Here is a 16,257-nt window from a genome sequence, read left to right on the forward strand (position 1 = left end):
TCACTATGGTTTGGGTAAGATCATTAATATTGATCTTATAAACCCCAAAACTGATTTTATGGCTATTGTTAAAGACAATATACTCCTCCAACTCGTCCGTGGTTCGCTGGGCGATCAGATCACGATTTACGAAAGGAACGGGCAGATAATTATGGCGAAGAAACGCGGCCCGTCTAAGAAAAAGCCGACGAAGAAGCAGCTGGAAGCGCGGTATAAGATGCGGGTGGCGGCGGCTTATGCGGTGGTGATCCTGGAAGATCCGGAGCTGAAGGCTTATTATAAGTCACTGGCTGGGCCGGGGCAGAATGCTTATAATATGGCGATGAAGGATGCTTATCGGTCTCCTGAAGTGCAGAATATTCAGTTCGAAGAAGAAACTGTGGTAGTGACTGCAAAAGATGAATTCAGGGTAGCAGAAGTGCAGGTACGGGTAGTGGATGCTGCTGGCAGCATACAGGAAAAAGGCAAGGCTGTTTTAGGCCGGAATGGCGTGGACTGGTATTATAAGGCAGCCAGTCTGCCGCCTGGCGGCAAAGTGATAGTTGTGGCGGTAGATTTGCCCGGAAATGAAACGGTAAAGGAGGTGTTGCTACACCAGATTCTTAAATAATTTCATTTGAGTATCGGTTATTCATTTAACCTTTTCCACGCCCCTGTCTTTACATCAATCATCCAGGGCGCAGGCTCCGGCAGAAACAGCTTTCCATCACCTATCTGCAATGGCATCCAAAGGTAGGCGGAATTCCATTGCTCTTTGGGTTTCCATATATCGCCCATAAAGATCACCGTGGTATCTACTTTCAACAACATCGTAGATTGGGAACCATATGTATTCTTCTCAGGTGGTGCAATATCTTTGAACTCCGTCCACGGGCCTTCTAAAGTCGGTGCAGTAGCATATTTATTGGGATTAGGATTCCAGCCTGTGAGCCGGGAACCAATGGAATAATACAGTCCTTTATAATGCACGATCGCCCCGCCTTCCATAGGTGCTTTTACCAAACTCATGTCCTTTTCCACATTCATATAATCGTCCGACAACTTTGCAATGTGGAAACCATTAGGTCTGTCTTCAAATACAATATACGCTGTACCATCATCATCGATGAACTGCCCGATATCACGGCTTTCAAACCCCAGCGGACGAAAGCTCTTTACGTAAGCATAATTGCCATCGGGTTTATTGCTCACTGCAATCCCTACACGGGCAAATTTATAATCACGGCTATCGAGGTGAAAGTACATGACGTACTTCTTAGACTTTTTATTATAATACACTTTAGGTCTTTCCAGTACCCAGTGATGGCCGAGTTTTTCAGGGTCAGACAGCTTTAACACATCGCCTTTAAAATTCCAGTGCATCAGGTCTTTACTTGCATAACAGCTTACATAGCGATAGCTGGTATCCAGCCCCTGCCGTCTTTCTTCGCCGTACCAATAGTAAGTATCTTTGATCCTGATGATGCCGCCGCCGTGTGCCTGGATATGATTGCCATTGTTATCAGGCCAGGTGGCACCGGGATGGATCTGCGCATGCAGGGTAGCTACAAATGCGAGCAGCGTACAGGTAAATAATAGTCTCATGAGTTATAAATGTCATTAAGACAAATATACATATAAATACAATTCGCATCATAGTGAGGACAATACGAGCAATGGTTACATCAATGCAACAGCCACCGGTGCTATTTAATACTGAATATACAAGTTTACAGGGTAACAGTCGCTGCATTATGCATAAAAAGACCGGAGATTCATCAATTAACCAATGGCCCTGTGGGACTGAAGTTCTTGCCAGAAAAGCCATAGAAAATTATATAACATGATGGCCCTCGTTCGTAAGATTGATTGCCCGTATTTTATCTAAATCTTCTCAAAATTTGACTTTTATAAACAAGGAAACTTTGGTTTTATTATTTTTATATCAGCACAAGAGGCACTTGTTTTTTTCCCGGTATAGTACTCGAACTATTGAACTTATCATTTGAATAAAACGTAAATGTCAACCAAATCGGCGAAATGATGATCCTGTTATTTTGTTATTCAATCACATGCGAATAAGTGTCATTAACTATACCCATGCTGACCGGGTATAGGCAAATCCGTATTTAAAAAAATGTAAATCAACTATTGAAAGAGACGCGGCAACGCGCCTTATTGTGATGCTTTTTTAGTTACTGCGATTCTCATCTTAAATCGCGGAGGGGATTTTATTGCCAACATCTACTCAGGTTCTTTTTTTCAAACCAAAATCTAAATTCAGACAATTATGAAAGGAAAATTACCCTGTCTCCTTTTGATCTTTCTTTGGAAACTCAGTTTCCTCGCAGCCCAGGACACCAGAAAAATCACCGGAAAAGTAGTCGGTATTGATGATGCACCATTACCGGGAATCACCGTTGGTGTGGCCGGAACATCATTTGGTACAGTTACTGGTCCGGATGGCACATTTTCAATCAGTGTGCCTGCGAAGGCTAAAGCATTAGTCTTACGCAGTGTCGGTTTTAAAACGGAAAATATTGAGATCACAGCGGCTACACAACTCACCGTCGTGATGAAGCCCTCTGCCAGTGACCTGTCAGAGATTCTTGTAACGGGTGCTTATGGTACACAACAATCTAAACGGTCTACTTCTTACAATGCACAGGTAGTAACCGGTGAACAGATTAACACGATCCGGCAAAGCGATTTTAGTAATGCACTGGCAGGTAAGGTGGCTGGTTTGCAGGTCAGGAGCCAGTCTGCCGCCAAACTAGGATCGAATGCCTCCATCCGGCTAAGAGGTATTACAGGTTTTTCAACCGGTTCAGACAATTCACCCATTTACATCGTTGACGGTACAATTATTACAAACATCAATAGTATCAACCAGGACGAGATACAGGATGTGAGCATTCTGCAAGGTCCTGCAGCCGGCGCCTTGTATGGCTCAAGAGGTGCGAATGGCGCGGTAGTGATTACTATGAAAAAAGGTGCTAAGGGTAATGGGGTTGGCGTACAGGTGAATATGGGAATCCAGGTAGACAATGTGATGAATTTGCCGCGTTATCAGGATGAATATGCTGGTGGATCTTCCGATACGCTGATTCAATACCATTATACTACGGGGCAACCGGCAGAATGGCAGGCGCTGGATGGCAAGTATTATCATGACTATGCTGATGATGCCAGTTGGGGTCCAAAGATGAGCGGGCAGGAATATATTCCGTGGTATGCATGGTATGGCGGCACTAAGTATTCCTATAAGACTGCACGCCTTACACCACAGCCGAACAATGCAAAGCACTTTTTTAACAAAGGGACTACTGCAAATAACAGTGTCTCCTTTTCGAACAACAGCGATAAGCTAAACTTTAAACTGGCTTATGAAAACCAGTACATCAAAGGAATGGTGCCTACGCAATATCAAAAACGCAACAACCTGAACGCGACTGGTACCTATGCCATTAATAACCATTTTTCGGTATCAGCTAATATTACCTACGATAATACTTTTCTTTTTGGTGAAGTGAATGATGGTTATGCTAATGCTACGACAGGAAGTTTTAACCAATGGTTTCACAGGGACCTGGATATTGGTATCATGAAGGAACTGCAAAACCTGAAAACGGATAATGGGGTATATGCCAGCTGGAATCACCTGAATCCCACATCTTATAGTGCTTCAGATCCGGATAATTTCTATTCCGGTAACTACTGGTATAACCCTTATACCTATCTGAACAATGTTAATTACAATAAAAATACAGATCGTTTTTTTGGCAATGCTTCCTTTACTTACGAGGTGAATAAGGACCTGAAATTTACAGCTACCTACCGTAAACAACAGGAGATACTCTGGGTAGAAAATATGCGTAGCTCAGATCTGGCTATGAGTGGTGGACAAACGGGAGAGGTAGGTTATTATTATACTTATAGCGAAAATAATAACAGGCGAAATATTGAACTGCAGGGCAGTTACAATAAGCAGATCAATGATTTCTCCATCAATGCGATGGCAGGTGCTGACTTTTACAAGTACCTCATTAAAACAAACTATGCCGCTACGAATGGAGGGTTATCCATCTATAATCTTTACAGCATCAGCAACTCTGTCAACACTGCCACAACTGGAAACGGCAGGGCAGAAGAAAAGTACCGTGCATTTTTCGGCAACCTGAACCTGGGATATAAGAACTTCCTGTTTCTGAATGCGACTGCAAGAAATGACTATTTCAGTACGCTACCGGCTGATGATAACAGTGTATTCTCTAAGTCTATCGGGGGCTCATTTGTATTTTCTGAATTTACTAAGCAACTGTTACCATTCATTAATTATGGTAAGATAAGGGCATCATGGGGAGAAGTACCCAAAGCATTGGGGACTACCAGTGAGACATTTGGTGCTTACAGGTATCCGGGATCATTATATGGTATTCTGAATAACAAATGGAATGGCAATCTGCTGATGTATACGAATGCGGCACTGGTAGATTCAAAGATTCATGGAGCTGCTTCGCAGTCATTTGAAGTGGGAATGGATCTGGGCTTTCTGAAAGACAGGATCACCATTGCCGGTACTTATTTCAAAACAAAGGATAAGGAATTTCCTTATACAGTTACCATTAATGGCGCCAGCGGATATGTGTCTATGTTGACGAATATAGGTTCTATTGAACGAAGCGGGATGGAATTTAGTTTGAACGTGATACCGGTGTCTACAAATAATTTCAAATGGTACCTGACTTCTAACTGGTCTCCACTGATCAAAAATGACGTGGTGGAAATCAGTAAGGAATACAATATTAATCAAACGGCTAGTCAGGGTACAGTATGGAGTACCAGCTTCCCCTCGCTGTACCATGTGGCAGGTAAGCGCTGGGGACAATTGATTGGTGGCGGTAAAGCTTATGATGCCAAAGGCCGTCCGTTGGTAAATGCCAGTGGAACTTCATTTGTAAATAATGCGACCTACAATTATGGAAGTGTTTTGCCGACACATACAGGTGGTGTACAGAACTCATTTACGATCATGAAGAACTTTACACTCAGCTTTAATATAGACTGGCAGTTGGGGGGCAAATTTGTTTCTTTATCTGAAGTATGGGGAACTTTCAGTGGTCTGACAGCGAGAACTGCCGGGCTGAATGACAGAGGGAAACCGAAAAGGGATGCTGTGGCAGATGGCGGAGGTATGCGTTTGAAGGGGTATACATCTGATGGTGTAGCAATCGATACTTATTTAGATACACATACCTACTATCAGAACATGTACAATAATCACATCTTTAATGATTTCGTATATGACCTGACATTTGTGAAGCTGCGTGAAATTTCTGTTGGTTATAATGTGCCATTGAAAAAACTGGGATTAGACAAGGCATTTACCGGCGCCAATGTATCGTTGGTGGCCCGTAACTTATGGTTGCTGTATAGCAAGACGGGTGGAGACTTTGATCCTTCAGAAATTTCCAATGTGTATGGGGAATCTGCTAACCTTCCTGGTAGTAGAAGTTATGGTATGAATCTGACACTGAACTTTTAATTCTAAATCGACAACAATGGGAAAGTATATATATTGTTTATTGATAGCCGGTTTGTTTTCCTGTAGTAAAATAAAGGATTTCGGAGATACGAACGAAAACCCTACGGCAGTGAATACAGGAGATGCAGGTGGTTTTCTGACTTATACGCTGGCGTATACTGCATCAACTAATACTACTGCGGGAATTTATGTACAGTATGCAATGGAGTCCCAATATCCGGGTACTTGTTTTTATGCAGACAACTCCTCATCTTTTACCGGGTATTATTCCGCTTATCTGAATTATCTGCAGCAGATCATCCGAATGGGTTATGCAGGTACTACTACTAATAATATGGTGCAGGTAGCTAAGATACTGCAACAGTATTATTATTTGTATATTACGAATAACTGGGGGGATGTACCTTATAGCGAAGCATTGCAGGGTGATGCGAATACCAAGCCGGCGTACGATAAGCAGGAGGATATTTATAATGGTATCATCAGTACGATCAGAAGTGCTGTAGATTCTATTGATGCATCGGCCATTGATGGGGATATTGCATTTGATGGTGATCCTGATGCATGGAAGCGGGTAGGTAACTCTATTATTATGCTGGCAACGATACAATTATCGAAGCGCTACCCGGATGCGAATGGATTGGCGGCGACGGCTTTTAATACAGCGCTTAGTAATGCAGGCGGGTATATATCTACCAATGAGGAGAATTTCACGATTGTTTATCCGGGGGATGCTTATCAGAATCTTTGGTACCAGGCATATTATTCCCGTTCAGATTATGGGGAGAGTGAAACGATGACAGATCTGATGGCATCGTTAGGAGATACACGTCAGCATGCATTTGGTGGTGCGACGACGATTGTGGGGGATACGACATCGTCTGCCGTGGGATTGCCTTATGGAGTAACGAGAACAGAGATTGTGAACTGGACGGCGGAGCATACGAATTATGCGAGAATATTACGGGGTGATTTAAGGTTGGAGACAAGTCCGATAGTGTTGATATCAGCAGCATATATTACGCTGGTTCGGGCAGAGGCGGCGAACCTGGGTTGGACGACGGAGAGTGTGGCGAGTTTGTATGCTACGGGTATCCAGTTGTCCTTTGATTATTGGGGAGAGGATATACCGGGTGAATATTTAGCGCAGGAGGGTGTTGCACTGGGGAGTGATAATGTGGAAAAGATAGCGATACAGCAGTTTATAGCGGTGTATCCAAACGGGTTGTATGGATGGAATATATGGCGGAAGACGGGGTACCCGGCGTTAACGCCTTCAGTCAATGCGGCGAATGAGAGTGGGGAGATACCCAGGCGATTTAAGTATGCGACATCAGAGGCGACGACGAATCCTGATAACCTTGCGATTGCGGTGGAGCGGCTGGATGGCGGGAATACGGATGTAGCGAGGATGTGGTGGGATAAGGAATAACGCAGTTCGATTTAGATAAAATGACGAAAAGATGGAATCAGTCCTGCCAGTCGTGGCGGGACTGTTCTTTGTGGGGGTATTCCGGTTTTGCAATTCCAGGCTATTTCCAGATTACGTGCTGTCCTCTGCATTACTATCATTTTGAACCGTAGTCATACGTGCTGTAATCACAACGTTTTTTACAGGTACGCTGCACTGAACGGTTGGGGTATTCATAAACGTCTTCATTAGGATGAAGGAAACTTTTATTCAAAAGAATTTAGCGTTTATATTTATCATGCAAGCCGATACCTTGTTCAATGAGGGCGGTTATTTTTTCCAGTCTTACCTGTTTGGTTTTTTCCTGTTTTGCGGTGGCGATGTGTTCTGCAAAATCCCGTTGGCTGGTTTTATTGAAAGCCGCGAATTTCTCTTTGAGTGCGGGGTTGGTATCCAGCAGGTCTTGTAATTCCTTTGGTATGATCAACGGTTTGTTCTTGTCAGCGGTAATTTTGATGCCTTTGGCCTCATTGGCGACAGCTTCCGCTACGTAGGCTTTGATCAGTTTCTCATCTATGTCTTTTTTTGAAGAGAATCGCATAGAGCGCATGGCTTTTGTGCCTTCCTGGGCATTGATCAATACCTTAGCCTTGTCTTCTAATAATGCACCCTGAAAAAACCAGAGTCCGCAGTAGGATTTGAAATCACTGATGCCTACGATGTTTTTACCATTGGCCGTGTAGGTGGGTTTGCCCCATTTGAAAGTTTCTTCCAGGCCGGTTTTGAGTAGGATCTTGCGTAATGCAAGCAGTTCTTCTTTCCATTGGGAAAGGTGCGCGAAGAATTCATCAGGGGTATTGATGGTGGCCATGACAATATGTTTATGTAAATATACGATACAAACTTATTGTTTAGTTTCCTGATTTAATGTGATAATGGCCCAGCCTACGTTATTCAATGTTTCCTGCGTTTGCTTCTGACTGAATTTGTCCTGACAAAATTAGCTATCCTAAATATTTCGCCGGGCCCAAAATGCCATTTACCGGCATTTAAGCCTGCCTTTACCTAAACGGGATTGTCCCCCACTCCTATCTCCGCTACTTTCACACCATGAAACCAAAACACATACTCATCTCCGGCGCCAGCATCGCTGGTCCCGTGCTTGGCTGGTGGCTGAGCAAATACGGATGGCAGGTAACCATCGTTGAGCAGGCCCCAGCTGTAAGAACAGGAGGCTATGCAGTTGATTTCAGAGGAACCGTATTGAAAGTATTGGAAAAAATGGACCTGCTGGACGATATCAAAAAACATGAAACCAGGTCGGGGAAGATTACCCTGGTGAATAAAAACAACAGGAAGATTGCTAGCTTCCCGGATGGCTTTACCAGCGGTGAACTGGAAATCATGCGGGGAGACCTGGTAAATGTATTGTACCACAAAACAAAAGACAACGTCAATTATATATTCAACGATTCCATCGCTACCTTAAATGAAGACAGAGACGGTGTACAGGTGACATTCAAACACCATCCACCCGCCTATTATGACCTGGTGGTTGGCGCAGATGGATTACATTCCAAAGTACGTTCACTGGCTTTTGGACATGAGCGGAAGTTTACCTCATTTTTAGGTATTTATATTGCCATTTTCACGGTTCCAAACTTTGCCAATGTAGGCATGGACGGTTATTACTATTCTGAACCCGGAAAACGTGTTGGTATCTTTGGCGCTAAAGATGGTAAAGAAGCTAAGGCGAGTTTTTATTTTACCTCCGCTCCATTCTACTACGATCGGAAGAACATCCACAAACAAAAGGCAATTATCAGGCAGGTATTTGAGAACACTCCCTGGCATGTGCCGCAACTCCTGGATTATATGGAACAATCAGATGATTTTTATTTCGACTCCGTGAGCCAGATAAAAATGGATCGCTGGTCGAAAGGCAGGATAGCACTGATTGGAGATGCGGCACATTGTCCTTCACCTATGACTGGTATGGGAACGAGTGCAGCGGTGATGGGCGCGTATATACTGGCGGGGGAATTATTGCATCATGATTATGAGACAGCTTTTGAAAATTATGAAACGGAGATGAGAGGGTTTGTGGAGAGGTGTCAGGGAATGGCGGATGGGGTGGATTGGTTTGTGCCTGCGACGAGGTTTAAGCATTGGATGAGTCAGCAGATGTGGAAGGTGCTGCCATATACGCCGTGGAGGAATATGATAGTGGAGATGCCGGGGAAGGTGGCGAATTCGATTGAGATGAGGGAGTATGGGGGTTTGGAGCCTGTTATAGCGTGATCAATCTCAGTTCGTCAGCAGGTGAGACTTTTCTTCTCCAGTATGGATCTTCCTGATCGTCGGAAACATCTGCAAAGTTTACTTTTTGTAATTCAAGGTTGTAATTCTCTGATTTTAAAATAAGGTATTCATAGATAGGAAAATTCCCTGCCTCCCAGTTGGTTTTGTAACCAATGAATCCAAATGCTTTCAGCATTTCACTGAGGGAGATGTAAATAGTGTTAAATAACTCCTCAAATGAAAAGGTGTGCTTAATGAGTTGTTCTTTATAAGATTCGCCGGTTGGAGATAATTCGGTTATCTCTACTTCTATATCGGTGTCTTTTGATACGGACCATAAGTAATCGGCACGGTCATCGTTCCATTTCAATTCAAAAGCGTATGGGGCACCTGTTTTACCCGCGTTGTAAATAATAAAAAACTCATTTAACAGTTCCTGGAATTTATCTCCATGTGGGGAACTATGGTGGGCTTTAATGATCTTTCCCCCTTGCTGGAATTCGGCTGTCATCCTACATTGAACAGTCATATTAAATCGTAAAGTCATCGTTTCAGTTTGTAGAAGAATAAAGAAGATGATTTTCGTAAAATGCTAATACAGGCAAAGTTACTGGTTTCCTGTTGAAGGGTCGGGATATTCTTTCAGGTAATGCATATCTACAGTATTCAGGTTGGGAAACCGGGTTGGATGCTGGGGTGAATTAATTGAATCCAACATTTGCGCAGCTGTGTATGATAGACTTTGGGATGGCAGGGCTGACAATTCAGCTGGTATAGAGCTCTCCTCTTTTGGGGGAGTATTGCACGGGGGCCTCGCTTGTGGTTTTGGGTGCCTGTTGGCAGGAAATTTAAAAAAAAGGCTGTAAAAAAAAGAATCGCTGCATACTATCAGATTGCAATTGAAAAAAAATGGTACACTATAGGCGTACCGTTTTTATTATTCTATGTTCATGAAAGCTGATGTCGTATTATCAGCTTTCATTAATTTAATATCTTCTCAGCAATCCACTTCAAATCGGCATCCTCTTCTCTCTGCGTGGGATTATCCCTCATTCTTTTGATCACCACTTCCAGTTCCTCATCCAGTTTCATAGGCGCCTGTTTTATCAAACCAGCCATGATACTAAACTTCCACTCATAATCATTTGTTGAAAAGACCTGTAATAATTCGTCTTTGATCTCATTAACATGTGGTGCTAAATATTCACCAATTGGTCTTGACACATGCCAGCGGAGATCCTGCACCCATTCTAATAGTCTGGTCACATCCATACGTACTTCTTCAAATGGTAACTCTTCCAAAATGCTAATGGCCTGAAGATCGTCTTTTGCCTTGGGAATATATTTTTTCATATCCGGGTTATTTTCAATTAAAATGCCCTTTACCGGTTATAGAATAGTGTAGCCAAAAGAAAAGAATACTTAAAAAACAAATCCCTATTAAAAGGAAGATTGTCTTCCTTTCTTCTGCGAATTTATTCTTCAGCAATAGATTTAAAATGACAAATACTATTGCAATCGGTAAAAGAAACACTACAAAAGTAATAAGTAACGCACTGGAGGAAAAAGCATCTAGTAATGCCATAGCATGATTCTCGTCATAATAATATTGAAAATTTTCACAATCAGGGTTGACCAGGTATCAATAATACCCCCCCTTTTTGTACTGCTCCCTAAGAAGGAAATGACCATTTGCATTATAATCACCCATCGTAAATTGTTCAGTTCTGATGATTGACACGCACCTTTTGACCCACGTTCATTGGCAGCAATATAAATATCAAGCCCTATAACACGCTTTTTGAAACAACGTGGACACCCTTGTCGTTCAGCTAACGGTTCCCACTATCAGGGCCCGTATAGGACTTGCACCTCCAAGTTTATGACCATGCAGGGCGCACAATCAGAAAGGCCTTGATGATTTAGTCATCAAGGCCTTTTTTTTTGACGCTAGAAATATTTCCTGACCCAGTTCAAACTATCTGGATACGGCATATCAAATTTTTGAAAATCTTCCGGCAACATTAACATTCTGAAGTTAGACGGATTCCCCTTTTCGTAAACAACAGGAAAACTTTTCCCTAAAAATACATCTGCATTTCTCATTGCTATCTCACGCACATCTTCTGAAAAAACATATTTTTCACCATCAACATAAAAGCGGCAGGAAAAACTGGTACCTACTGACCTGGCAATTATCCCGTAGTCATAAATTTCACAAGTTGTAAATACTTTATTATTATACAACCTATTTCTGTACGGTGCACCTAAATAACTGCATAAAGCCCCCAATAAGACTATAATTACAATAGGGGCAATTATTGCTGAACGTCCATGGTCTATTTTGTCAATAATTTTCAAAAATCTCATTGGTTTATGGATTTGAGTTATCAGATGTTGAGGTATTTGTTTGCTCTTTGCTGCTTGATTTTTTATAATCTTCCCATGATACGCTAAAGGCGCTAGTTATACCACTGCCGTTCATAGCTCCTATAGTTATATGCAATAACTCCTCAGTAAGATCTGCTATTGGTCTTGCCGCAGCATTCAATCCGTTACCTATTGAACCTCCAATAGTCGCGCCAATTGTATTCAGTACTATACCCTGATAGATATCCGTCGCCTTACCCTGCAAGGCACTAAACTGAAATTTATAGTCTTTAGTAAATGAAAGTGAAGAAGTTCCAGCCATTATGCTTGCCCCAAGCGGATTAGAAATGAAAGTATAAGATGCCACTTCCATTATATTAATCTTTGATAGGTCAACTGGTCCATCTTTGGTTTTTTGCCATAACAATTGATATGATAAATCAGCAACTCCATTTGCAAAAGCCATACCACCCACTTGCGGCTTAAATAACCATTCACCAGCTTTCCCCAACAACTGACCAGCCTTTTTAATGTGCCGCCCCGCCATCGCAAGCTCTTCCGTACCAACAAATTCAGCGATAGTTATTGCCGAAGCACCTACAACCAATGTACCGGCAAATGCTTTACCGAAACCATCAGAGAAAGTACTCATTCTATCTACAAATTTATCCTCTGCGGTATTATATTCCTGCCAATACCCGCCATATCCACCTGGCTTTTTATAATCTCCGTCATTATATAATTTGTCTTCATGATCTTTAATCCCTTTCCAGGAATACCATCTGCTAGGATCATTCCTATTATTCATAATGGTATAAACCTTACCATCAATATCCTTCACCACAAACCATTGATATCCCCATCTACTAATCCCTTTTTTAAGCATCACTAACTCACGCATATAGCCGATGGGTTCACCACCATCCAGATCAATACAACTGATAGGTGAGTTTCCACTAAACTGGAATGGAGAATAATAAGGGTAATCTTTCCCTAATGGATCTTCACTCAGGAAACGGCCTACTCTTGGATCATAAATTCTCAACCCATAATCCTGCTGGTTACCTTCGCCCTTTATTTCATCATCATTTTCCTTACCATTAAATCCATAGCGGTAACCAATAACCTGATCCGTAACCGCATTTACCCCTCCCTTACTACCATCGCCATAACCAGGAACAAGATAAGCAGTAAAGTTATCTCCATCACCACTTACGAATTCGCTTTCAAAGGTAATACTTTCCTTCGCAACATATTCTGCAGGATCGTTATTAGCACGACTACTGATTGTCAACGTTGTAGGAGTATTATCTGCTGGATCAGTGTCAGTATCCAATGATGCATCCTTTAATTTAATTGTTCTTCCTCTACCCGGCATTAGCATACCGAAAGGATAATATTCCTGAGCAGATAAAACATACGCCTCGTAGTGATCTATCAGAACATTATCTGTAGAAATGCCAACTTTTCTGTCCGAAACTGTCACAGTGACATTTTGAATATGATTTTTCAGTTCAAAGATCTTTTTACCTCTTGTAAAACTCAAATCGGTTCCAGCTCCAAGACCTGTCAACGTAATCTGCGATGCGGTACTTGCATGCTGTACATCCTGGTTAAGCGTCTGCATACCTAACCTATCACTTCCATAGAGGTTTACTTCTGTCTGGCTTAATGCACCACTATTTATCGTGCTATCTCCTACCTTATAGACGCTTAATACCTTTCCTGTAGGTTCCCGCACATACCATGTCTCTACTCCATTTACACTTTTCATGATACGATTGCCAAATACGTCGTATGCAAATGTAATTGCTGTACTATCTGATTTTTTTATTTTGGCAATTTTACCATTTGCATTCCATTCGACATTGACTAAACCTGCACCTTTATCTGCTATCAGATTGCCAATAGAATCATATTGATAGTTACCGGTTAACTGCGCGTCAAGATCATTGTTGTAGCGTTTCGTACTAACAGTGTCATAAATGAAATCCAGCTTATTAGTACCTGGCCGGTAAGTATATTTCAATGAATCCATTACAATACCAGCTCCGGCGAAGGTATGGTTACCATTACGGAGGTACTGAAGGATGTTACCATTTGGATCATACTTAACTTTTTCACTGAAGTCATTCAATACTTCAGGTTGCCAGCTATTTGTACTTTCTACTAATCCTTTAGACGTATTCATAGCAGTAAGGCGAAGCAATACATCATAATTATAATGGTATTCCAATGGATTGCCAATTGATCCTATATTCTGACTTACACCCGCCACATAACTGTTAAATAATGGTTTCAGGTTAGTCGGAGATGCGAACGGCTTTACATTTCCGATAGGTTGATAATCCCTGTCACCAAAATAGTTCAGTGAAAATCCATAGGCATCTTTAGCCACCTGGCTGCCACTTGCACCATCACCTCCTATATCGAACCCGGGCGCCAGCGTGGTGCTATTTTCGCCCTTTAACATACCCTGCATATTATAAGCAAAGTCTAAACCCTGTACCTGCTCCTGGCCAATTACCATCCTCGCCAGATCACCATGTTTATAGTACTGATAGTAAGCATCATTCTCCCAATAAACGCTATCACGGCTTGTTTCTACATTTATGATCCTGTTGAGGGCATCATATGTGTAACGATGATAGAATGCATCCTTCAATCCAGGTTGATAAGCCAGGCATTTCAGTTTTCCGCTAATCAGATCATATGTATATACAATCTTCTTAAAACGGTTCAGGTAAAGGGACATATTGCCCTGTTTATAATCCTGCAAATTCGCTTTTACATTTCCCTGGATATCATAACTATAATAAGTAGCTGTTGAAAAATCCATTGTTTCCTGAGATGCCGCATCATTAAATAATGCAATCCAGGATATCCTGTTCCTTAAGTTGGTAGGCACCAGATACTCAGCATCTAATGCCCCATAAGGCTCATCAAAGTTCGTATGAATAATTTCCCTGCGAGATGAACTGGCATTAGCCAGCCATGTAGCTAACTGAAGTGTATCACGACTGATCAGATCGGACATACCAGCTTCACTGGTAAGTTCTCCTCTCTCCACTATACGTCCGAGAGCGTCATAGGTGGTATATAAATACTTATTCTGTAAAATTTGTTTGGCATCCTGTGCCAGCACCAATCTACCTAAACGATCGTACCAGTATTTGGTTATTCCTCTATCTGGTGTTAATTCTGCAACTACCTTTTTCAATGCATTATACCTATACTGTGTCGCCATTGTATGTGGTGGTGCCAGCAGTTGACGGTTAGCACGGGCTGCTCTTACTTTATTTGCCCAGGCGTCAGAACGATCTATCACTACTCCAGCAGGTGGTATCGTCTTAATAAGATCACCAGCCTGGTCATAGTAATATAAGGTATAATGATATTCGCTACTGGTATAAGTCAGCGTGAATATTTCACGCTGTCCACCTGCCAGGGCCGTATCTAGGTATTCTTTGGCAAAGTTGCCGGAGAGGGAATCTATATATGCATTATACTGGTCTGTACCATTCATGATAGCATAGTTCTCTGCATCCGTACAGCTATTTGTGGAATCAAGTGTCACACTGGAAAATACCGGTGATGCATTTCCACATAATAATGGTCCGTCATGCAATGTATAGCAACTGCCATAGGTACAGCTAATGGATCCATGCGTGGTAGTTCCAGTAAGATCTGTCACTAATGGAGTAATACTATAAATATTAGGCGCTACAGAAGTCATGATATCATCATTACGCCCCCAACTCCTCGTGGAGTTTGTATCTAATGGTATATCTCTTGAATCGTTTATAAACAAACTATCATTACATGCTATCTTCTCTGACGACCTCGTCAACATTAACAAACCGTACTTACCGTAAGTACCAACTGCGGCAAAACTTCCATCTGTACGCTGGATCATAGCATGCAGATCAGTTGCTGAATCTGTATTCACTAATTCAGACCATGACAATTCTCTCTTAGCATTCAACTTTTGCCATACTACCTGTGCCGGACTCGTACCAAAATTCTGAATAGTCATAATGCCACCATCATTTGTAGGCACAACAGGCATCCATTGAGTCGCATTTACATCAAACGGATTACTAAACTGCTTCGCAAATATTACATTGCCCGCATCATTGACACCTACCACGATATTTGAATCGGTTCTGGCCGTAGTCGCAGGATTTGTAGCTGTCATGTTGAATAAATAACCGTAAGACGTTTTATACAACTGAGCTGAATAATTCCCTTCTGCTGATGAAGGCCTGTTCTTTGCATAATAATTTGTACGCAACACCACACCTGTGGATATATTCAGTTTCGTAATCCACATATTAAATACAGTGCCTCCAAACAGGTTGGCACTTGAACAGCCGACCACCACCAGCGAATCTCCGTTCTGCACTATAGACATCCCCTCATTAGCCTGACCAGATACCAAACTCAAAATACGTCCCCATTTCGCGCCGCCGGTACTATCCAGCGCAGCCAATACACATTCTACCTTACCACCGGCAGCTGTATTGTACCTTACACCTAATGCATAACCACCGTCTGTCGTCTGAATAATATCCTGACCCGTCAGGTCATAACCAAGGTACAGCGCTTTGCTCCAGCTAATAGCGCCCTCTTTATTTATTTTGACTATAAA

10 protein-coding genes are annotated in these 16,257 nt (G+C 42.1%); 4 read left to right on the forward strand and 6 right to left on the reverse strand.

Going from position 1 to position 16,257, the window contains the following annotated elements:
- Nucleotides 1–610, forward strand: a 610-nt coding sequence (locus tag ABDW16_RS30200; protein WP_343675063.1) for a hypothetical protein, incomplete at its 5' end; no start/stop codon positions are given.
- 17 nt (nucleotides 611–627) lie between these two features.
- Here the strand turns inward: ABDW16_RS30200 and ABDW16_RS30205 are convergent.
- Entirely contained in the window at nucleotides 628–1,584 is a 957-nt protein-coding gene (locus ABDW16_RS30205; protein ID WP_343675065.1) for a family 43 glycosylhydrolase, read from the reverse strand.
- Between the two features lie 685 nt (nucleotides 1,585–2,269).
- Here ABDW16_RS30205 and ABDW16_RS30210 point away from each other — a divergent pair.
- On the forward strand, nucleotides 2,270–5,524 hold the full coding sequence (locus ABDW16_RS30210) for a SusC/RagA family TonB-linked outer membrane protein (RefSeq protein WP_343675066.1): 3,255 nt from the start codon (nucleotides 2,270–2,272) through the stop codon (nucleotides 5,522–5,524).
- Nucleotides 5,525–5,540: 16 nt separating this feature from the next.
- The gene (locus ABDW16_RS30215) at nucleotides 5,541–6,956 is read left to right on the forward strand and encodes a SusD/RagB family nutrient-binding outer membrane lipoprotein (protein WP_343675068.1); all 1,416 of its coding nucleotides are present in this window, start codon (nucleotides 5,541–5,543) and stop codon (nucleotides 6,954–6,956) included.
- Between the two features lie 259 nt (nucleotides 6,957–7,215).
- Here the strand turns inward: ABDW16_RS30215 and ABDW16_RS30220 are convergent, their stop codons facing one another.
- A complete protein-coding gene (locus ABDW16_RS30220) occupies nucleotides 7,216–7,806 on the reverse strand; it encodes a DUF1801 domain-containing protein (RefSeq protein WP_343675070.1) in 591 nt (196 codons plus the stop codon).
- Between the two features lie 239 nt (nucleotides 7,807–8,045).
- Between ABDW16_RS30220 and ABDW16_RS30225 the strand changes: the two genes are divergently transcribed.
- Nucleotides 8,046–9,236, forward strand: coding sequence for an FAD-dependent monooxygenase (locus tag ABDW16_RS30225; RefSeq protein ID WP_343675072.1), 1,191 nt, complete (start codon nucleotides 8,046–8,048; stop codon nucleotides 9,234–9,236).
- On the opposite strand, the gene ABDW16_RS30230 is transcribed toward ABDW16_RS30225, so the two are convergent.
- The 4 genes from ABDW16_RS30230 to ABDW16_RS30245 form a co-directional block, all read right to left on the reverse strand.
- Nucleotides 9,226–9,765, reverse strand: a complete 540-nt coding sequence (locus tag ABDW16_RS30230; RefSeq protein ID WP_343675074.1) for a hypothetical protein — start codon at nucleotides 9,763–9,765, stop codon at nucleotides 9,226–9,228. The two genes, ABDW16_RS30225 and ABDW16_RS30230, sit on opposite strands and share 11 nt — an antisense overlap.
- Nucleotides 9,766–10,217: 452 nt before the next feature.
- Complete coding sequence (locus ABDW16_RS30235) at nucleotides 10,218–10,589, reverse strand: DUF5071 domain-containing protein (RefSeq protein ID WP_343675076.1); 372 nt, start codon at nucleotides 10,587–10,589, stop codon at nucleotides 10,218–10,220.
- A 597-nt stretch (nucleotides 10,590–11,186) separates the two neighbouring features.
- Nucleotides 11,187–11,606, reverse strand: a complete 420-nt coding sequence (locus ABDW16_RS30240) for a hypothetical protein (protein ID WP_343675078.1) — start codon at nucleotides 11,604–11,606, stop codon at nucleotides 11,187–11,189.
- Between the two features lie 4 nt (nucleotides 11,607–11,610).
- On the reverse strand, nucleotides 11,611–16,257 hold a 4,647-nt coding region (locus ABDW16_RS30245), incomplete at its 5' end, for an RHS repeat-associated core domain-containing protein (protein WP_343675080.1).

It is taken from the genome of Chitinophaga sp. (assembly GCF_039596135.1).
Taxonomy (GTDB): domain Bacteria; phylum Bacteroidota; class Bacteroidia; order Chitinophagales; family Chitinophagaceae; genus Chitinophaga.